This is a genomic window from Salinisphaera sp. RV14, from assembly GCF_052044135.1.
GTDB lineage: Bacteria > Pseudomonadota > Gammaproteobacteria > Nevskiales > Salinisphaeraceae > Salinisphaera.
In genome coordinates, this window is the sequence record NZ_JBQDYF010000002.1 from 240,341 (window position 1) to 258,336 (window position 17,996).

17 protein-coding genes are annotated in these 17,996 nt (G+C 66.8%); 11 read left to right on the top strand and 6 right to left on the bottom strand.

Annotated elements, in window-relative coordinates; translation table 11 throughout:
• Positions 1–21 precede the first annotated feature (21 nt).
• The 4 genes from zwf to ACS8Y6_RS04040 all read left to right on the top strand — a co-directional run bounded on the left by zwf (position 22) and on the right by ACS8Y6_RS04040 (position 4,794).
• Positions 22–1,500, top strand: coding sequence for a glucose-6-phosphate dehydrogenase (zwf, locus tag ACS8Y6_RS04025; RefSeq protein ID WP_440849339.1), 1,479 nt, complete (start codon positions 22–24; stop codon positions 1,498–1,500).
• A 73-nt stretch (positions 1,501–1,573) separates the two neighbouring features.
• The gene (pgl, locus tag ACS8Y6_RS04030) at positions 1,574–2,257 is read left to right on the top strand and encodes a 6-phosphogluconolactonase (protein WP_440849338.1); all 684 of its coding nucleotides are present in this window, start codon (positions 1,574–1,576) and stop codon (positions 2,255–2,257) included.
• A gap of 47 nt (positions 2,258–2,304) precedes the next feature.
• On the top strand, positions 2,305–4,134 hold the full coding sequence (gene edd, locus ACS8Y6_RS04035) for a phosphogluconate dehydratase (protein WP_440849337.1): 1,830 nt from the start codon (positions 2,305–2,307) through the stop codon (positions 4,132–4,134).
• A gap of 30 nt (positions 4,135–4,164) precedes the next feature.
• Positions 4,165–4,794, top strand: a complete 630-nt coding sequence (locus ACS8Y6_RS04040) for a bifunctional 4-hydroxy-2-oxoglutarate aldolase/2-dehydro-3-deoxy-phosphogluconate aldolase (protein ID WP_440849336.1) — start codon at positions 4,165–4,167, stop codon at positions 4,792–4,794.
• Between the two features lie 102 nt (positions 4,795–4,896).
• On the opposite strand, the gene ACS8Y6_RS04045 is transcribed toward ACS8Y6_RS04040, so the two are convergent.
• The 6 genes from ACS8Y6_RS04045 to ACS8Y6_RS04070 form a co-directional block, all read right to left on the bottom strand.
• Positions 4,897–5,994: an ABC transporter ATP-binding protein gene (locus ACS8Y6_RS04045; RefSeq protein WP_440849335.1), complete on the bottom strand. Its 1,098-nt coding sequence runs from the start codon at positions 5,992–5,994 to the stop codon at positions 4,897–4,899.
• 92 nt (positions 5,995–6,086) lie between these two features.
• Complete coding sequence (locus tag ACS8Y6_RS04050; RefSeq protein ID WP_440849334.1) at positions 6,087–6,971, bottom strand: carbohydrate ABC transporter permease; 885 nt, start codon at positions 6,969–6,971, stop codon at positions 6,087–6,089.
• The gene (locus tag ACS8Y6_RS04055) at positions 6,955–7,884 is read right to left on the bottom strand and encodes a carbohydrate ABC transporter permease (RefSeq protein WP_440849333.1); all 930 of its coding nucleotides are present in this window, start codon (positions 7,882–7,884) and stop codon (positions 6,955–6,957) included. Before ACS8Y6_RS04055 ends, ACS8Y6_RS04050 begins: the two co-directional genes overlap by 17 nt.
• A gap of 90 nt (positions 7,885–7,974) precedes the next feature.
• The gene (locus tag ACS8Y6_RS04060) at positions 7,975–9,267 is read right to left on the bottom strand and encodes an ABC transporter substrate-binding protein (protein ID WP_440849332.1); all 1,293 of its coding nucleotides are present in this window, start codon (positions 9,265–9,267) and stop codon (positions 7,975–7,977) included.
• Positions 9,268–9,485: 218 nt separating this feature from the next.
• Positions 9,486–10,478 (bottom strand): glucokinase, encoded by a 993-nt coding sequence (gene glk / locus ACS8Y6_RS04065; protein WP_440849331.1) that lies wholly within the window; start codon positions 10,476–10,478, stop codon positions 9,486–9,488.
• Between the two features lie 284 nt (positions 10,479–10,762).
• Entirely contained in the window at positions 10,763–11,680 is a 918-nt protein-coding gene (locus tag ACS8Y6_RS04070; RefSeq protein ID WP_440855006.1) for a LysR family transcriptional regulator, read from the bottom strand.
• Between the two features lie 154 nt (positions 11,681–11,834).
• On the opposite strand from ACS8Y6_RS04070, the gene mdcA reads away from it, so the two are divergent.
• From mdcA to ACS8Y6_RS04105, 7 genes are read left to right on the top strand one after another with little or no spacing between them, the layout of a single operon-like run.
• Positions 11,835–13,493 carry a malonate decarboxylase subunit alpha gene (gene mdcA, locus ACS8Y6_RS04075; protein ID WP_440855007.1) on the top strand — a complete coding sequence of 553 codons (1,659 nt, stop codon included), beginning with the start codon at positions 11,835–11,837 and terminating at the stop codon, positions 13,491–13,493.
• The gene (locus tag ACS8Y6_RS04080; RefSeq protein WP_440855008.1) at positions 13,493–14,413 is read left to right on the top strand and encodes a triphosphoribosyl-dephospho-CoA synthase; all 921 of its coding nucleotides are present in this window, start codon (positions 13,493–13,495) and stop codon (positions 14,411–14,413) included. The genes mdcA and ACS8Y6_RS04080 overlap by 1 nt, the downstream gene beginning before the upstream one ends.
• A complete protein-coding gene (locus ACS8Y6_RS04085) occupies positions 14,394–14,711 on the top strand; it encodes a malonate decarboxylase subunit delta (RefSeq protein WP_440851757.1) in 318 nt (105 codons plus the stop codon). Before ACS8Y6_RS04080 ends, ACS8Y6_RS04085 begins: the two co-directional genes overlap by 20 nt.
• The gene (locus tag ACS8Y6_RS04090) at positions 14,708–15,568 is read left to right on the top strand and encodes a biotin-independent malonate decarboxylase subunit beta (protein WP_440855009.1); all 861 of its coding nucleotides are present in this window, start codon (positions 14,708–14,710) and stop codon (positions 15,566–15,568) included. The genes ACS8Y6_RS04085 and ACS8Y6_RS04090 overlap by 4 nt, the downstream gene beginning before the upstream one ends.
• Complete coding sequence (gene mdcE, locus ACS8Y6_RS04095) at positions 15,561–16,358, top strand: biotin-independent malonate decarboxylase subunit gamma (protein ID WP_440855010.1); 798 nt, start codon at positions 15,561–15,563, stop codon at positions 16,356–16,358. The genes ACS8Y6_RS04090 and mdcE overlap by 8 nt, the downstream gene beginning before the upstream one ends.
• On the top strand, positions 16,346–17,029 hold the full coding sequence (locus ACS8Y6_RS04100; RefSeq protein ID WP_440855011.1) for a malonate decarboxylase holo-ACP synthase: 684 nt from the start codon (positions 16,346–16,348) through the stop codon (positions 17,027–17,029). Before mdcE ends, ACS8Y6_RS04100 begins: the two co-directional genes overlap by 13 nt.
• Positions 17,026–17,967: an ACP S-malonyltransferase gene (locus ACS8Y6_RS04105; RefSeq protein ID WP_440855012.1), complete on the top strand. Its 942-nt coding sequence runs from the start codon at positions 17,026–17,028 to the stop codon at positions 17,965–17,967. Before ACS8Y6_RS04100 ends, ACS8Y6_RS04105 begins: the two co-directional genes overlap by 4 nt.
• Positions 17,968–17,996 lie beyond the last annotated feature (29 nt).

The following is a 17,996-nucleotide window of genomic DNA, read 5'->3' on the forward strand; positions in this document are numbered from 1 at the left end:
TTAGCGAGAAAGAGAGAGACGATGGCCGCCGAATTCGTACCCGTGGATCCGTTCGACCTGGTGATATTCGGCGGTACGGGTGATCTGGCGCGGCGAAAGCTGCTGCCGGCGCTGTATCACCGCGACCACGACGAGCAGTTCTCGGACGATAGTCGCATTATTGCGGTATCGCGCCAGGAGATGAGCGACGAGGACTACGCCGCGTGGGTTCGCAAGGTGCTCGAAGAGCATCTCCCGGATAATGAAATCGATGAGGATGTGTTCTCGCGTTTCCATGATCGCCTGGCCCATGTGCGGCTCGACGTAGACGACGCGGCCGGCTGGACGGCATTCGCCGAGCGGTTCGACCACGATGGCCGTATTCGTACGTTCTATCTGGCCACCGCGCCCAGTCTGTTCGGCAAGATCGCCAATGGCGTGGCCGATGCCGGGCTGGTGGATGCAAGAGCCCGGATCGTGCTGGAAAAGCCGGTGGGCCACGATTACGAATCGGCGCGCGATATCAACAATGCGGTGGGCGCGCGGTTCGACGAATCGCAGATCTATCGTATCGATCATTATCTGGGCAAGGAAACGGTCCAGAACCTGATCGCCCTGCGTTTCGGCAACTCCTTGTTCGAGCCGGTGTGGGGCCGACAGGCGGTGGACAATGTGCAGATCACCGTCGCCGAGAGCCTGGGCGTGGACGAGCGCTTCGAGTTCTATGAGCAGACCGGCGCGCTGCGCGACATGGTGCAGAACCACATGCTGCAACTGCTGTGCCTGACGGCGATGGAGCCGCCGGCGAGCATGAACCACGACGATGTGCGCAACGAAAAGATCAAGGTGCTGCGCTCGCTCAAGCCCATTACGCCGCAGGATGTGCACAAGGTCACGGCGCGCGGGCAATACGCGGCCGGCATGATCGACGGCAAGGCGGTGCCGGCCTACGGCAGCGCGAACAAGAAGGCCCAGGCGCCCGCGGATGAGGCCACGGCCGAGACGTTCGTCGCGATCAAGGCCGAGATCGACAACTGGCGCTGGCAGGGCGTGCCTTTCTATCTGCGCACGGGCAAGCGCATGGCGCGCAAGTCGTCGCAGATCGTGTTCGAGTTCAAGCCGGTGCCGCACTCGATCTTCGGCGAGGAACCGCTCCAGCCCAATCGCCTCGTGCTGCGGCTGCAGCCGGAGGAGGGCGTGGAGATGTCGATCATGACCAAGGAACCGGGCCCCGGTGGTTTCCGCATGCGTAGCCTGCCGCTCAACCTGAGCTTCAGCCAGGCGTTCGAAGTGGCTTATCCGGACGCCTACGAGCGCTTGTTGATGGAAGTCCTGCGCGGCAACCCGGCGTTGTTCATGCGCCGCGACGAGGTCGAGGCCGGCTGGCAGTGGATCGACCGGATTCTGGAGAGCTGGCGTCTGGAACAGGTCGAAGCCCAGGAATACATGGCCGGCAGCTGGGGTCCGACCGATGCCTTCGTATTGCTCGATCGCGATGGACGGCGGTGGCACGATAGCTGATCGTCCCCGCGCCGTATGGGCGCGCACAGGTCGAGACCCGCGCTGAATGCAATCCACGAGAGGGACCGTTCCCATGGCCGAGTTGACGCAATATCCCAGCCGGACCGAGGCGGCACGCAAGCTCGCGGCATCGATTGCCGCACGCCTGCGCGACGCAATCGCCGAGCGCGGCGCGGCCAGCCTGGTGGTCTGTGGCGGCAGTTCGCCGAAAGAGCTGTTCGCGTTTCTTTCGGCCGAGGCACTGGCCTGGTCGCGAGTGACGATTGTCCCCTCCGACGAGCGCTGGGTGCCGGTCGACGACGAGCAGAGCAACGAACGACTGGTTCGGCAGACGCTGTTGGCCGGGCCGGCGGCCGAGGCGCGGTTCGTGGGGCTGTATCGCCCGACCGATACGCCTGGCGAAGCGCTCGACGCGGTCGCGGCTTCCTTGACCGACGTGCCGCGGCCGCTCGATGTGGTATTGCTCGGCATGGGAGACGACGGGCACACCGCCTCGCTGTTCCCGCAAGCGCCCGACATCCAGACCTGTCTCGACTCGACGGCGCCCTGCGTGGCGCCCAGCGTCGGCCCGCCGGCCCGGTTGTCCCTGAGTCTGGCGTACCTGACCGATGCCCGCAGCATCGATCTTCTGATCTTCGGCGACGAGAAGCGCCGCGTGTTCGAACGCGCCCGGGCGGCCGGCCCGGTGGCCGAACTGCCCGTGCGCGGCGTCTTGCATCTCGAGCGCCCCGTGGCCCAGGCACACTGGGCTGAATGAATGAAACGCCCGGCGTTATCGCCGGGCTCCCGTGAGCGGAGGCTGTCATGGCACTCAATCCCGTCATCCACGACGTCACTCAGCGCATCATCGAGCGCAGTCGCGATTCCCGTGCGGATTATCTCGCACGCATGAACGAAGCCGGGCGGCATGGCCCGCACCGCGGCACCATGTCGTGCTCGAATCTGGCCCACGGCTTTGCCGCCTGTGGCGCGCCGGACAAGGACGCGCTGGCCTCGGATGTCCGGCCCAATGTCGGCATCGTCTCGGCCTACAACGAGATGCTCTCGGCCCACCAGCCGTTCGTGGATTTTCCGGATATCATCAAGAAAGCCGCCTGGGACGCGGGCGGCGTGGCACAGTTCGCCGGCGGTACGCCGGCCATGTGCGACGGCGTGACCCAGGGCCAGCCCGGCATGGAGCTCAGCCTGTTCTCGCGCGATGTCATCGCGTTGGCCACCGGCGTGGCTCTGACGCACAACATGTTCGACGCCGCCATCTGCCTCGGTGTCTGCGACAAGATCGTGCCCGGGCTGCTGATCGGCAGCCTGGCCTTCGGTCATCTGCCGGTGATCTTCGCGCCGGCCGGACCCATGACTTCGGGGATGTCGAACCCGGTCAAGGCCAAGGTTCGCGAGCGTTTCGCCCAGGGCGAGATCGGCCGCGACGAGCTGCTCAAGGCCGAATCCATGGCCTATCACTCGCCGGGCACCTGCACCTTTTATGGCACGGCCAATTCGAACCAGCTCATGATGGAGTTCATGGGCCTGCATCTGACCGGAACGTCTTTCATCAACCCCGGTACGCCGCTGCGCCATGCGCTGACCGAAGCGGCCGCCCGGCGCGCCGTGGAGATGGCCTCCGTGCCCGACGACGGCCAGGCCCGGCGGATGTGCGACATCGTGGACGAGAAATCCCTGGTCAATGGCCTGGTCGGATTGTTGTCCTCGGGCGGATCGACCAACCACACCATGCACTATGTGGCGGTGGCACGCGCCGCCGGCATCAAGATCAACTGGGACGATTTCTCGGAATTGTCATCGGCGGTGCCGCTGTTGGCCCGTGTCTACCCGAACGGGGTCGCGGACGTCAACCATATGCGCGCCGCGGGCGGCATTCAGTTGATGATTCGCAGTCTGCTCGATGCCGGCCTGCTGCATGACGACGTCATGACGGTCGAGGGCTACGGCCTGCACAATTACACGCGTGAACCGTTCCTGGACAATGGCGAACTCGCCTGGCGCGAGGGTGCGATGACCAGCCACGACGAAGACGTCATGCGCACGGTCGACACCCCGTTTGCGTCGACCGGGGGCATCAACGTACTGGATGGCAATCTGGGCCGCGCCATCATCAAGACCTCGGCGGTGGACAAGAAATATCGCCGTATCGAGGCGCCGGCACAGGTGTTTTCAACCCAGCAGGCGGTGCTCGACGCGTTCAAGGCCAATGAGCTGAACAAGGACGTGGTGGTGGTGGTGCCGTACCAGGGCCCGCGGGCCAACGGCATGCCCGAACTGCACAAGCTGACGCCGAGCCTGTCGGTGCTGCTGCAGCGTGGTTATCAGGTCGCCCTGGTTACCGATGGGCGCATGTCGGGCGCCTCGGGCAAGGTGCCGGCGGCGATTCAGGTCACCCCTGAAGCGAAGCTCGGCGGGGCCATCGGCCGAATCCGGGACGGCGACATGGTGGTCGTGGACAGCGAGACGGGCGAGTTGTCGGTGCAGGTCGATCAGGCCGAACTCGACGCCCGCGAGCCGGTCTCCTTCGCCGATCCGCCGCCGACCGAATACGGTTTCGGTCGCGAGCTGTTCGCGCTGTTTCGCCACCATGCCGCGCCGGCCGAAGAAGGCGCCGGTCCGGTGCTCCATGACTGAACGCGATCCGTCGATAATCAAGAGGTAACCATGGCCGATACACTCGCCATCATGAAAATGTCGCCGGTGATCCCGGTGGTCACCATCCATTCGGTCGATGACGCGGTCGCCATGGCGCGCGATTTGTACGACGGCGGCTTGAAGACGATCGAGATCACGCGGCGCACCCAGGTCGCACTCGATGCCGTGCGTGCGATCGCCCAGGCCGTGCCTGATCTATGCCTCGGCGTGGGCACCGTGTGGACCGCGGCGCAGGCGCACGAAGCACTGGATGCCGGTGCCCAGTTCATCGTTTCGCCGGGCATTGCCGACGATGTCGGCGCGGTCTGCCGCGAGGCGGATCTGCCCTATCTGCCGGGGGCGCAGACGGTCAGCGAGGTTGCCCATCTGGTGCGCCAGGGCTGGCAGCAGGTCAAGCTGTTTCCGGCGTCGGTGATCGGCGGCCCTTCCGCAATCAAGGCGTATGCGGCCGTGTTTCCGGATGTCCGCTTCTGCCCGACGGGCGGCATCACCGAGCAGAGCGCGCCGGATTATCTCAAGCTGCCCAGCATTCCCTGCGTCGGCGGCAGTTGGCTCGCCAAGCCGGCGACCGGGGATGAGCCGACAGGTCAGTCGCCAACCCGTGCAGCCGCGGAGCGCGCCGCGCGGCTCGGGCGTTGACGCCGTGGCGGGCCGCCTCGGCGCGGAACCGCCCGCCAACGCATGGCAGGTAAGAAAAAAAGCCGGGCTCGAGCCCGGCTTTTTTGCTGCCGGGGTAGCGTGCTAGGCGATCCGCTCGTCGCTGTCGCAGTCGAAGAATACGGCACGCGCGGTATCGAACGACAGGGCCATATTCGCGCCGACTTCCGGTGCCGCCGATGGCGTGCAGCGCGCGGTGACCTCGATGTCGTTGATATGGGTGAGCAGATAGGTATCCGGCCCGGTCGGTTCCACGATCTCGATGCGGCAGGTCAGCGCGTTCTCTTCGCTGGGCTCGGCCGGTGCCAGATGCTCCGGTCGCATGCCCATGATGACCCTTGACTGCCCGTGCGCCGCAAGCCGGCTCGCGGCGGCCTGTGGCAGCATGAGGTCAATGCTGGCCTGTCCAGAGGTTAACCGGATTGTGCCGTTCTCGCCGCCCGAGAACTCGCACTCGATGAAGTTCATCGCCGGCGAGCCGATGAAACCGGCGACATAGCGATTGGCCGGATTGTCGTAGATCTCGTGCGGTGTGCCGAGTTGCTGCACGCGGCCTTCGTTCATCACCGCAATCCGGTCGCCCAGCGTCATGGCCTCAATCTGATCGTGGGTTACGTAGACCATGGCGGTCTTCAGGCGCTGATGGAGTTGCTTGAGCTCGGTGCGCATTTCGACACGCAACTTGGCGTCGAGGTTGGACAGCGGTTCGTCGAACAGGAACAGCGCCGGGTCGCGGGCCAGGGCGCGGCCGATGGCCACGCGCTGGCGCTGCCCGCCGGATAGCTGGGCCGGCTTGCGGTCGAGGAGGTTCTCGATCTGCAGCATCTTGGCCACGCGTTCGACCGTCTTGCCCCGCTCGGTCTTGTCGACGCCGCGCATTTTCAGGCCGAACTCGATGTTCTTGCGCACGTTCATGTTCGGATACAGCGCATAGAACTGGAACACCATGGCGATGTCGCGCTCGCGCGGGCTGCGATCGTTGACTGGTGTGCCGTCCAGCGTGATCGTGCCGGAACTGATGGTCTCCAGGCCGGCGATCATGTTCAGCAGCGTGGATTTGCCGCAGCCGGACGGGCCGACCAGGATCAGGAATTCGCCCTCGGCCATGGCGATGTTGATGTCTTCGAGGACACGGGTTTCGCCAAAGGTCTTGGATACGTTATCGATTTTCAGTACAGCCATGTAATTCGCTTCTCGTTATGGCGTTGGTTCGCGGGATGCGCGCGGTCGCCCATGCGGCCGCGCGGCTGGCCCGCCCCCGATTTGAACTGGCGTCAGCCTTTCACTGCGCCCGCAGTCAGCCCGCGCATGAAGTAGCGCCCGGCCACCACGTACACGATAAGCGTGGGCAGGGCGGTGATGATCGCGCCGGCCATGTCCACGTTGTAGCGCTTGACCCCGGTCGACGAGGTGTTGACCAGGTTGTTGAGCGCCACTGTGATCGGATGCTCGCTGCCCGAGGTGAACACCACGCCGAACAGGAAGTCGTTCCAGATCTGGGTGAACTGCCAGATCACGCAAACCATGAGAATGGGTGTCGAGATCGGCAGGATCACATAGAAGAAGGTCGACACGAAGCCGGCGCCGTCGATGCGCGCCGCCTTGACCAGCTCGTCCGGGATGGTGACGTAGTAATTGCGACAGAACAGGGTCGTGAAAGCGATACCGTAGACGGTATGCACCAGCGCCAGGCCGGTCAGGGAATTCGCCAGCCCGATCTTGCCGAGTACGCCGGCCATCGGCAGCAGGAACATCTGGAAAGGCACGAAGGTGCCGCCCAGAAGCAGGCCGAATGCCAGTTCGGAGCCCTTGAAGCGCCACTTGGTCAGGACATAGCCGTTGATCGCGCCGAACAGGGTCGACAACGCCACGGCCGGGATCGTAAAGCGTACGGAGTTCCAGAAGTAGCCGTGCAGGCCGGAGCAGTCGGCGCCGGTACAGGCATTGGACCAGGCGGCCGTCCAGCCTTCGGTCGAGAACGGCGATGGCAGGGCGAACAGGTTACCGTGGCTGATCTGCGGCAGTGTCTTGAACGACGTCGTCAGCATCACGTACAGCGGCATCAGAAAATAGAGGGCCGCGAAAATCAGCACGGCGTAGACCAGCGCGCGGGCGATCGGCCCGCCACGCTGAATGCCGTCTTCAGTGGGTCCGGCCATCACGGCGCTCCTTCAGTTCGGCAATGAGCATTGGCAGCATGGCGAGCGCAACGGCGGCCATCATGAGTGTTGCGGCGGCCGCGCCCAGGCCGATCTGGCCCCGATTGAAGCCGAAGTTGTACATGAAAATGGCGGGCAGCCAGGTCGAGTAGCCGGGGCCACCACCGGTCAGGGCGATGACCAGGTCAAAGCTCTTGATGGCGAGGCTGACCAGCAGAATGATTGCCGAGAAGAACACCGGCCGCAGACTCGGGATGATGATCGAGAAATACACGCGCGGAAGACTGGCGCCATCGATCTGGGCCGCCTTGATTATGGAACTGTCGATACCGCGCAGGCCGGCCAGGAACAGGGCGGTGACAAAGCCCGACGCCTGCCAGACCGCGGCGATCACCACGGTATAGATCGCCATGTTCGGATTCACCAGCCAATCGAAGGAAAAACCCGTCCAGCCCAGTGACTGCACCACATGCTGCAGACCGAGACTCGGATTGAGCAGCCATTTCCAGACGACACCGGTCACGATCAGCGACAGGGCCAGCGGATAGAGATAGATCGTGCGCAACCAGCCTTCGGCGCGGATCTTCTGATCGAGCATGATGGCCAGAAAGAGGCCGATAGCCAGACAGATCGCGACATAGAGAATGCCGAAGATCGCCAGATTGATCACCGATACCCACCAGATATCGAGCTGAAACAGTACCTTGTATTCGCGCAGGCCCGCGAAGTTGTTGGTGGGGAGAAGGCTCGAGCTGGTCAGCGACAGCCAGATCGTCCAGGCAATGAAGCCATAGACGAAGATCAGCGAAGCAAGACCGCTGGGTAGCAGCGAAAACTTGGGCAGCCAGCGGTCGAGCCGGCGTCGCCACGGCGTGGCCGCGGCCCGGGCGGCCCGAGGCGATGATTCAGCCATGTAGGATTATCCGTTGTGCTTGTCGGCGCATCAGAGAAAAGCCGGCGCCCAGGCGCCGGCTTGAAGGAAGGCGGAGGATGCCGCCCGCTACTACATCTGGGACATCATCTTGGCCTGCTTGGCCTGGCTCGCCATGGCCTTGGCTGCCGCTTCCGGCGTCATGCTCTTGTCGTTGTAGAACTTGGCGATGACGTCGAAGATGGCGCCCTTGACCGCGCCGTTCTCGGCCATGTCCTGCGAGAAGCTCGGCACGAGCGCATTGTTCTTCTCGGCGGCGGTGAAGTCCTTCTTGGACTGCTTCGCACAGGCATCGAAGCCCTTGAGCGAGACGCCCTCACGCACCGGAATCGAGCCCTTGGCCATGTTGAACCGGCGCTGGAACTTCGGCGACAACGCCGTGCGCGCGAACGCGTACTGGGCATTCTTGTCCGAGTGCGAGCTCTTGAACATCTCGAACGAGTCGGTGTTGTAAACGAAGCCGTTGTGTTCCCCCGGGAACGCCATGCAGGCGATTTCCTTGCCCGGTGTGGCGTTGTCGTTGGTGATTTCGCCCTTGGCCCAGTCGCCCATGATCTGCATCGCGGCCTTGCCCTGGACCACTTCGCCGGTGTCATGGTTCCACGACAGCCCCTGACCGTTCGGATCCTCGTACTGCTCGATCGTACGCAGACGCTTGAAGACCTTGGCCATGGTGTCGCCGGACAGCGCACTCTGGTCGAGGTCGACGAAAGCCTTGCGATAGAAGTCGGCGCCGCCGGTGGCGATCGCGATGGCATCGAACTCGGTCGCCACCTGCCAGGTGTCGCCGCCGCCGGCGATCGGGGTGATACCCGCCGATTTCAGCTTCTTGAGCGCGGCCACCAGCGAATCCCAGTCGGTCGGCATCTGGGCGCCGGCCTTTTCCATCACCGACTTATTGATCCACAGCCAGTTGATGCGATGCAGGTTGAACGGTACGGCCACATAGTGACCGTTGCACTGCATGCCCTTGGCCACGGGGCCGGGCAGGATCTTGGACCAGTGCTGCTGCTTGGCGACCTTGTCGATGTTCATCGTCAGGCCGGTGGTGCACCACTGCTGAATTTCCGGACCCTTGATCTGGGCCGCGCCCGGCAGGTTGTTCGACTGGATGCGCGACTTGAGCACGGTACGGGCGTTGGAGCCGCCGCCGCCAGAGACGGCGTCGTTGATCATCTTGTAGCCATTGTCGGCCATCATCTGCTGCAGAACATTCATGGACTTGGCCTCGGAGCCCGATGTCCACCAGTTCAGCACGCTGACACTGCCCTTGTTGGGTGCGGCCAGGGCCACACCACCGACCGTCATGGCCGCGACCGACAGGCCGATTGTGACGCTCTTGCGCAAAATACTCTGGTTCCTCATGGGCTCCTCCCTGATACCGTATCCGGCCCTTGGGGCCACGGCGTGTTCGTTTGGCTACGATTGACGCGTGCGCCACAGCGGACGCATTTGTTCAAGGATCGAGCAAACGTTCGGGGATCACAACGGAACGAAGGTCTAATAGACCATTCTGGGACCGTGCCCACAGTCAAGCCGAAATAACTTAACTTTTTGTTTCCAGATATTTTATTCGGGGTCGGCTACAAGTCGTCGAGGGCGGCCAGCGCGCCTTCCAGCGCCGGATATTTGGCCGTCACGATGTAGCAGGGGACATCGGCAAGGTACTCGGACAGCCGCCCGTGCGCTTCGAACCGCTCGCGGAAACGGCTTTGCGCCAGAAACGGCTGCAGCCGCGGCGCGATGCCACCGCCGATATAGGCCCCGCCGCGCGCGCCCAGGGTGAGCACCAGATTTCCGGCAGCCGTGCCCAGCATGGCGCAGAAGTCGTCGAGCACCTTCACGCAGATGGCACATTCCCCGGCGAGGCCGCGCTCGGTGATGTCCGACGGTTCCAGCGCCTCGGCATCCACGCCGTCGAGCTCGCAGTTGGCGCGATACAGATTGACCAGCCCCGGCCCCGAAAGCACGCGCTCGGCCGACACATGATCGAACTGCCGGGTGAGAATGCCCAGCAATTCGACTTCACGCGCATCGGCGGGGGCGAGCGTGACATGGCCGCCCTCGCTGTCGAGAGCGCGCCATCGGCCACCGAAGTGGAAAACGCCCGACACACCCAGCCCGGTGCCCGGGCCGATCACCGCGCGCGGCGCGTTCGGTGTCCCCCCGCCATGCGGTGTCACCGGTACCAGCCACTCGCGATCCAGTCGCGGGATCGACAGCGCGAGTGCAGTAAAGTCGTTGACGACGTGAAAATCCTTGACCCCGAGCTGGCGACCCAGGTCCCGGATCGAGAATGACCACGGCGAGTTGGTGAACGCGACATGGTCTTCGTAGACGGCGGTCGCGACGGCCACCGCGGCCGCGCGAATGCTGCCCACATTGCGGTTCGACAGATAATGTCGGGTGGCCTCGGCCAGGCCGGAAAAATCCTCGCAGCGCAGCGTCTCCTGACCCTGTAGCGCGCCGTAGTCGTCGGCCAGGGCGAAGCGCGCATTGGTGCCGCCGACATCGGCGACGAGCCGCCACGAGCTGTCCGGATCACCGGCAAGACCAACACGGGGTTTATCGAACATGGGCGCGACTCGACTGGGATGCGAAACGCCGCATATGAAGCCATAGCTTCGGAGCGAAGGCCAGTGCGGCCCGCTCGGGCGTTGCCGCGTGATCGCCGCATGAACCGCCGGCGAGCGCGCCATGCGGGCTTGTTTCGCGTGGTCGGCACAGCCCGGCCCTGCTTCGCGCGTGACACGGGTCGCTGCGTGTCGAGCGCGGGTGCGCGCCATCGCAGGATTTTCGGGAACAGACGAATTTCGTTGACGGCGACGCGCTTAACGGCACCCCGCATCGCCGCGCCACGTCAGGCTGGCCGGGGCTGGGCCGTGGCGCTGCGCGCCGCGGCCTCGAGCGCCACGATCGCCTCGTCCTCGGCGCGCGAGGCGAGATAGCACAGACCGAGAGTCTGGGACACGCGTTGCTCGCGGCGCACGCGCGAGTATTGCAGGGCGCCGGGGTAGAGCTGGCCGATGCGGCCGGGCAGCAGGGCCAGGCCGACGCCGCCGCGTACCAGCGACGACAGCGAAAAGATGTCGTTGGCGCGCAGCGCGACCTTCGGCGTCACCCCGGCCTGGTCGAACATGCGGTAGGCATCGCGGCCGGAAGAGAATTCCTGCGACAGCATCACGAACGACCGATCCGCCCAGTCGCGCAGATCCACCGGGGTCCGCGAGGGCGCGTCGTCCTTCCGGCTGGCCAGATACATTTCGTCCCCGAACAGGGCAATGACGCGCCGGCTGCGCGAGCTGTCCATATCGTGTACGCACATGACCGCGGCATCGACCTCGCCGGCGGCGAGCTTGTCCTCGAGATCGGTATTCGAGCCCAGCACCAGTTCGATGTTGCAACCCGGCAGCGAGGTCTGGATGGCGGTGATGATGCGCGGCACCACCTCGATGGTCAGCGAATACAGCGAGCCGATCCGGAAGGTGCGGGGCGAGATGCCCGCGGCCTGGCGCGTGGCGTCCACGCTGCGCTGGATGCCGTCGATGATGTCGGCGGCGTGGGATTCCAGCACGGTGGCCGAGGCCAGCGGTTCCAGCGCCCGGCCGCGATGGGCGAACAATGGCGCGCCGACGGCGGTCTCCAGCGAATGAATTGCCTTGTGTACCGACACACTCGACAGCCCCAGGGCCTCGGCGGCCCGGGCGAGATTGCGTTCGCGCATGAAGACCAGAAAGATCTCCAGCTTGCGCAGGGTGATTTCGTCGCTGCCGCTCAAATGATGGCTCCTCCAGACCCGGGGCGGTGACCGCGGCATGCACGGCGACCGGCGCTGGGCTTTGCCCGACGTTAACGAAGCTAACGCGAGCTTGATTGATCGACCGCTGGGCCGATTCTATCGTCGGCCATCCCGGCTCAGGCGATGCGGTGGCATGATTCAAAACAACGATACACGCAACTGGAACACCCGCGGTGAGGACAAGGCCGAGCGCCTGGCGGCGGCCGCCGGCCACCTCGAGGGCAAGCTGGCCCGGCGCGAGGCCATCGCCGATATTCTCTACGCCTGCATCCGCTCGGGCGACCGCATCATCGCGGAAGGCAACAACCAGAAACAGGCCGATTTCCTGTCGCGCGCCTTGGCCGAGCTCGACCCCGCGCGCGTGAACAACCTGCACATGATCCAGCCGAGCGTGGGCCGGCCGGAGCATCTGGCGGTGTTCGAAAAGGGCATCGCGAAAAAACTGGATTTCGCCTTCTCCGGCACCCAGAGCCACCGCATCGGCGCGCTCATGATGGACGGCACGATCGAGGTCGGCGCCATCCATACCTACATCGAGCTGTACGCCCGGCTGTTCGTCGATCTCACGCCGCGCGTGGTGCTCACCGCGGCGTTCAAGGCCGACCGCCAGGGCAATCTCTATACCGGCCCGTCGACCGAGGATACGCCCGCGCTGGTCGAGGCTGCGGCGTTCTCCGATGGCATCGTGATCGCCCAGGCCAACGAGATCGTCGACGACGTATCGGATCTCGACCGGGTGGATATCCCGGGCTCCTGGGTCGATATCGTGGTCGAGGCCGACCGGCCGTTCTACATCGAGCCGCTGTTCACGCGCGACCCGCGCAACATCACGCCGGTGCAGATCTTCATGGCGATGATGGCCATCAAGGGCATCTATGCCGAGCATGGCGTGACTTCGCTCAACCATGGCATCGGCTTCAATACCGCCGCCATCGAGCTGCTGCTGCCCACCTTCGGCGAAAAGCTCGGCCTGCGCGGGCGCATCGCGAAGAACTGGGTGCTGAACCCGCATCCGACGCTCATCCCGGCGATCGAATCGGGCTGGGTCGAGTCCGTGCACTGCTTTGGCACCGAACTCGGCATGGAGCGCTATGTCGCGGCCCGGCCCGACGTGTTCTTCACCGGCGCCGATGGCTCGCTGCGATCCAACCGCGCGTTCTGTCAGCTCGCCGGCCAGTACGCGGCCGACATGTTCATCGGCGCCACGCTGCAGATCGACCCCGACGGCAATTCCTCGACCGTGACCGAGTCGCGCGTGTCCGGCTTCGGCGGGGCGCCGAATCTGGGCAGCGATGCCCGCGGCCGGCGACACGCCACACCGGCCTGGACCCATCTCGCGGCGCCGGACGACAAGCTCGGCCGCGGCCGCAAGCTGGTGGTGCAGATGGTCGAGACCTTCCAGGCCGGCCTGAAACCGACGTTCGTCGACCAGCTCGACGCGGTGAAAGTCGCCGAGAAAGCCCATCTGGCGGTGGCCCCGGTCATGGTCTACGGCGACGACACCACCCATTTGCTCACCGAAGAAGGGCTGGCGTATCTGTACAAGGCCGAATCGCTGGAAGAGCGGCGCGCGATGATCGCGGCCGTGGCCGGGGTCACCCCGCTGGGGCGGTCGGCCGATCCGCGGGTCAGCGCGCGGCTGCGCCAGCAGGACAAGATCCGCCTGCCCGAGGATCTGGGCGTGGCGCGCGCCGAGGCCACGCGCTCAAAGCTCGCCGCCTCCAGCATCGCCGACCTGGTCGACTGGTCGGGCGGGCTCTACGATCCGCCGCCGCGCTTCAGGAGCTGGTGATGCGGCGTCTGGATTTCGATACCGCCGGCGCTGCCGGGCCGCGCTCATCGGCACTGGATCTGGCCGGCATGGCCGTGGCCGCGCTGCGCGACGAACTCGATCTCACGCCCAAGCCGGGGCTGGTGGACCGGACGACGACCGGCGCGCATCGCGATATGGATCACGCCTTGATGACGACCTCGGCGCTGGCACTGGAACCGGGCTTCGCCGCGATCGCGACCGCCGCGGCCGGGGAGGCGGATGCGGCGGCCCTGCGCGCGGCGCTGGGCGTGGCCGGCCGCGAGGCCGAGGCCGCGATGATGCAGGCCACCGACGGTGTGAACACGCATCGCGGCGCGATCTGGGCGCTGGGCCTGATCGTGGCGGCCGCCGCGGCGACGCCGCGGCGGCAATGGCGGGCGGTGCCGCTGCTCGGCTGGGTCGCCCGGATGGCGGCGATCGACGATCCGGCGGCGGCGTCGATGCGCCGGGCATCGCACGGTACGCGTGTCGTGGCGCGCTATCGGGTGGCCGGCGCGCGTGGCGAAGCCATCGCCGGCTTCCCGCAGATCGTTGAAGCCGGGCTGCCGGCATTGCATGGCGCCCGGGCCCTGGGCGCCGATGAAGGCTCGGCCCGGCTGGACGCGCTGGCGGCCATCATCGCCGTGCTCGACGATACCTGCGTGCTGCATCGGGCCGGCGCCGCCGGCCTGGCCGCTGTACGGCGTGCGGCCGCGGCGGTGGCCGCGCGCGGCGGGTCGGCCAGCGTGGCCGGTCGCACGGCCCTGGCCGAACTCGACGCCGTTTTTCTGGCGCACAACGCCTCGCCGGGCGGCGCCGCGGATCTGCTGGCGGCCACGCTGCTGGTGGATCGCCTCGAAACCGCGGCCGGATTCCGCCCGGACCTGCAGGAGACAAACCATGCAAACGCTATCGCTTGATTATCCGGCCGGCGAACCGCCGGCGCGCCGCGCGCTGGCCGGTGTCGTCGGCTCCGGCGATCTGGAGGTGCTGCTCGAGCCCGGCGCGGTGGGGCGCGCCACGGTGGCGATCAGGACCTCGGTCGACGGTGTCAACGACATCTGGAAAGCCGTGATCGATCGCATCTTCGCCGATGGGAAGGCCCCGGCCGTGGCACTCGAGATCAACGATTTCGGTGCCACCCCCGCCGTGGTGCGGCTGCGTATCGCCCAGGCCATGGAACAGGCCGCGCGCCGGGCCGACGGCGGTGCGGCATGAATACCGCCGAACTGCTGGCGCGCGAGAGCTTCGTCGAACTGCCGGCCCGGGCGCGCGTCGAGTGCCTGCTCGATACCGGCACGATGCGCGAGCTGGTCGGGCCGTTCGAGCGCCAGACCTCGCCGTGGCTGGCCAAGCAGGACATCGTCACCCAGGCCGATGACGGTGTGATCATTGCCCGCGGCACCATCGACGGCGTCGATGTGGTCGTGGCGGCGATCGAACCGGCGTTCCAGGGCGGCTCGATGGGCGAGGTCGGCGGCGCCAAGATCGCCGGGGCGCTGGAACTGGCGGCCGAGGATGCCGCCGCCGGCAAGCCGGTGGTGCCGGTGCTGTTGCTGGAAACCGGCGGGGTCCGGTTGCAGGAGGCCAACTGCGGGTTGGCGGCGATCGCGGAGATCCATGCCGCGATCGTGGCGCTGCGCGCGTTCGTGCCGGTGATCGGCGTGATCACCGGGCCGGTGGGGTGTTTCGGCGGCATGTCGATCGCCGCCGGGCTGTGTTCGCATCTGATCGTCACGCGGGAAGCCCGGCTGGGCTTGAACGGCCCGCAGGTGATCGAACAGGAAGCCGGCGTCGAGGAATTCGATTCCCGCGACCGGCCGATGATCTGGAGTCTGCTCGGCGGCGCCCAGCGCGCGGCGACCGGCCTGGCCGACGAACGCACGGATGACGATCGCGCCCGGATTCGCGCGCGCATCGCCGCGGCCGCGGCCACCGGGCCGACGCGGCTGGCGCGGACGGCCGATGTCGCGGCCTGGAACCGTTTGCTCGAAGCGATCGATCCGGCCGAGCGCGCCGAGGCCGGCGTCGTGCGCGAGGTTTTCGCCCGACATCTGGGAGGCCGTCATGCATGAAGCCCCATCTCTCGGCGCCGAGTGGTTGTTGGCACTGGCCGGCGAGGCCCCGGTGCAGCCCGGCTATCCGGCCAGTGTGCGCGTGGTCGACGGCCAACTGGCCGGCCGGGCCGCTCGCTTTATCGCCGTCGTCCCCGACCCGGACAGCCGTTATCCGCGCGCCCGCAACGGCGAGGTCGGCCTCGCCGAAGGCTGGGCGTTGGCCCGCGCCGTGCGCGAGGCAATGGCCGCCGACGACAGCGCCGATACCCGGCGCGTGATCGTGGCCGTGATCGACGTGCCCAGTCAGGCCTATGGCCGTACCGAGGAAGCCTATGGCATCCATCAGGCGCTGGCTGCGGCGGCCGAGGCCTATGCTCGGGCCCGGCAGGCGGGGCATCCGGTGATCGGGCTGATCGTCGGCCGGGCCATGTCCGGGGGCTTTCTGGCACACGGCTACCAGGCCAACCGGTTGCTCGCGCTGTCCGGCGAATCGGTCCAGGTGCATGCCATGGGCAAACAGGCCGCGGCGCGCATCACCCAGCGCAGCGTTGAAGGTGTCGAGGCGCTGGCCCGGACCATCACGCCGATGGCCTACGATATCGACAGCTATGCCTCGCTCGGCCTGTTGCATCGCCGGCTGGATGTGGCGGCGGAGGATACGAGTCAGGTGGCCCTGGTGCGCGAGGCCCTGGCGGCGGCGGTCGCCGATATCGGGGGCCGCACCGATCTGGCTGATCGGTTCGACGACCAGGGCCGGCCAGCCTCGATGGCGGTTCGGCGTCGGCTGCGGGAACAGTGGGCCGGCTGACCGATCTCGCCGGCGGCGATTACAGTCAGCCGCGGACGGTGGGCCCGGCGTTCCGGCCGCATGATCTGGTGCATATCACGCCGGCCGCGCTGACCCCGGATGCCCCCGCATGGGCGCAGGCCGTGGTCGCCCGCGGCGAACCGGTGGTGGTGCGACGCGGGCATCGCGATGCGACGACCCTGCCGGTCGGCGTTCGCGGGGCGAGCCGTGATCGGCGCTTCGCCGCCCGTGTGTCGCCCTCGGGGTTGCGGGGCGATCCGGTCACACCGGAATCGCTGGTCGACGGGCCCGACCCGGCGCGGGACGCGCGCATTCCGGCCCTCGCCGTGCTGCCGGCGTTGCGCGCCGCGATGGCGCCGTGGTCCGGTGCCTGGGGCATCGGCGGGGCCGTGGGTTACGAATTGGCCTGCGGGGCGGCGGCCTGTCATGCCCAATCCGATGTCGATCTGATCCTGCGTGTTGGCCGGACGCCGGTACCGGCCGCGCTGCGCGCGCTGGCCGAACGGCTGGCCACGCTGCCGGTGCGCTGCGACGTCCAGCTGGAAACGCCGGCCGGCGGTGTGGCCTTGGCCGATTGGCTGTCGGCGCCGCCGCAGGTGCTGGTCAAATCGGATCAGGGGCCGTATCTGGCGGCCGATCCCTGGGCGCTCATGGCAGGCTGTACGTCATGAGCGTGGTGTTCACCTTTCCCGGGCAGGGGGCGCAGCGCCCCGGCATGCTTGCCGACTTGCCCGACAACGACATCGTGACCGACACGCTGGCGACCGCCCGCGCCGCGCTCGGTGAAGACGTGTGCGCCCTGGATACGCGCGCGGCTCTGGCCGACACCCGGGCGGTGCAGATCGCGCTGTGCGTGGTCGGGGTCGCGGCCGCGCGCGATCTCATCCAGGCCGGTGCCGCGCCCGCTGCCGTGATGGGGCTTTCCATCGGCGCCTGGCCGGCGGCGGTGATCGCCGGCGCGCTCGATTTTGCCGATGCGCTGCGGCTGGTGGCCGAACGCGGTCGTCTGATGGGCGAGGCCTATCCCGAAGGCTATGGCATGGTCGCGGTGATTGGCCTGTCGGTCGCTGCGGTCGGGGCGTTGCTCGACGAACTCAATATCGGGGCCGGGGCGGCCGACACCCTCTATCTGGCCAATGTAAACGCCGATCAGCAGATCGTGGTCGCCGGCGCCGATAGCGCGCTGGCCCGGCTCGAACCGGCGGCCGCCGACGCCGGCGCGCCACGGGTGGTGCGACTGGATATGGCCGTGCCGTCCCATTGCGCGTTGATGCTGACGCCGGCCGGCCAGCTGGAGGCCATGGCCCGTGACGTGATCTTTCGCGAACCGCAGCTGGCTTATTTCTCGGCCAACCGCCGCCGGCGTTTGTGGACCGGCGCGGAGATCCGCGACGATCTGGTGTGGAACATGGCGCGAACGGTGTACTGGGCCGATACGGCGCGCATCGTCGCCGAGGCCGGCTTCCGGCTGGCGGTGGAAATGCCGCCCGGCCACACGCTCACCCGCCTGCAGCCGCCGCTCGAACCGCCCGGCGAGGCGATCGCGCTGGCCGATACCGGCCGGGCCAATACGCGCGCCCTGGTTGCGCGGGCTCAGGCCGGTCGATAGGGCCGTTTGCCGTTTCGACGGCCGCAGCG

Coding starts and splice junctions, on each gene's coding strand:
- zwf (WP_440849339.1), top strand. CDS start 22: ATGGCCGCCGAATTCGTACCCGTGGATCCGTTCGACCTGGTGATATTC.
- pgl (WP_440849338.1), top strand. CDS start 1,574: ATGGCCGAGTTGACGCAATATCCCAGCCGGACCGAGGCGGCACGCAAG.
- edd (WP_440849337.1), top strand. CDS start 2,305: ATGGCACTCAATCCCGTCATCCACGACGTCACTCAGCGCATCATCGAG.
- ACS8Y6_RS04040 (WP_440849336.1), top strand. CDS start 4,165: ATGGCCGATACACTCGCCATCATGAAAATGTCGCCGGTGATCCCGGTG.
- ACS8Y6_RS04045 (WP_440849335.1), bottom strand. CDS start 5,994: ATGGCTGTACTGAAAATCGATAACGTATCCAAGACCTTTGGCGAAACC.
- ACS8Y6_RS04050 (WP_440849334.1), bottom strand. CDS start 6,971: ATGGCCGGACCCACTGAAGACGGCATTCAGCGTGGCGGGCCGATCGCC.
- ACS8Y6_RS04055 (WP_440849333.1), bottom strand. CDS start 7,884: ATGGCTGAATCATCGCCTCGGGCCGCCCGGGCCGCGGCCACGCCGTGG.
- ACS8Y6_RS04060 (WP_440849332.1), bottom strand. CDS start 9,267: ATGAGGAACCAGAGTATTTTGCGCAAGAGCGTCACAATCGGCCTGTCG.
- glk (WP_440849331.1), bottom strand. CDS start 10,478: ATGTTCGATAAACCCCGTGTTGGTCTTGCCGGTGATCCGGACAGCTCG.
- mdcA (WP_440855007.1), top strand. CDS start 11,835: ATGATTCAAAACAACGATACACGCAACTGGAACACCCGCGGTGAGGAC.
- ACS8Y6_RS04080 (WP_440855008.1), top strand. CDS start 13,493: ATGCGGCGTCTGGATTTCGATACCGCCGGCGCTGCCGGGCCGCGCTCA.
- ACS8Y6_RS04085 (WP_440851757.1), top strand. CDS start 14,394: ATGCAAACGCTATCGCTTGATTATCCGGCCGGCGAACCGCCGGCGCGC.
- ACS8Y6_RS04090 (WP_440855009.1), top strand. CDS start 14,708: ATGAATACCGCCGAACTGCTGGCGCGCGAGAGCTTCGTCGAACTGCCG.
- mdcE (WP_440855010.1), top strand. CDS start 15,561: ATGCATGAAGCCCCATCTCTCGGCGCCGAGTGGTTGTTGGCACTGGCC.
- ACS8Y6_RS04105 (WP_440855012.1), top strand. CDS start 17,026: ATGAGCGTGGTGTTCACCTTTCCCGGGCAGGGGGCGCAGCGCCCCGGC.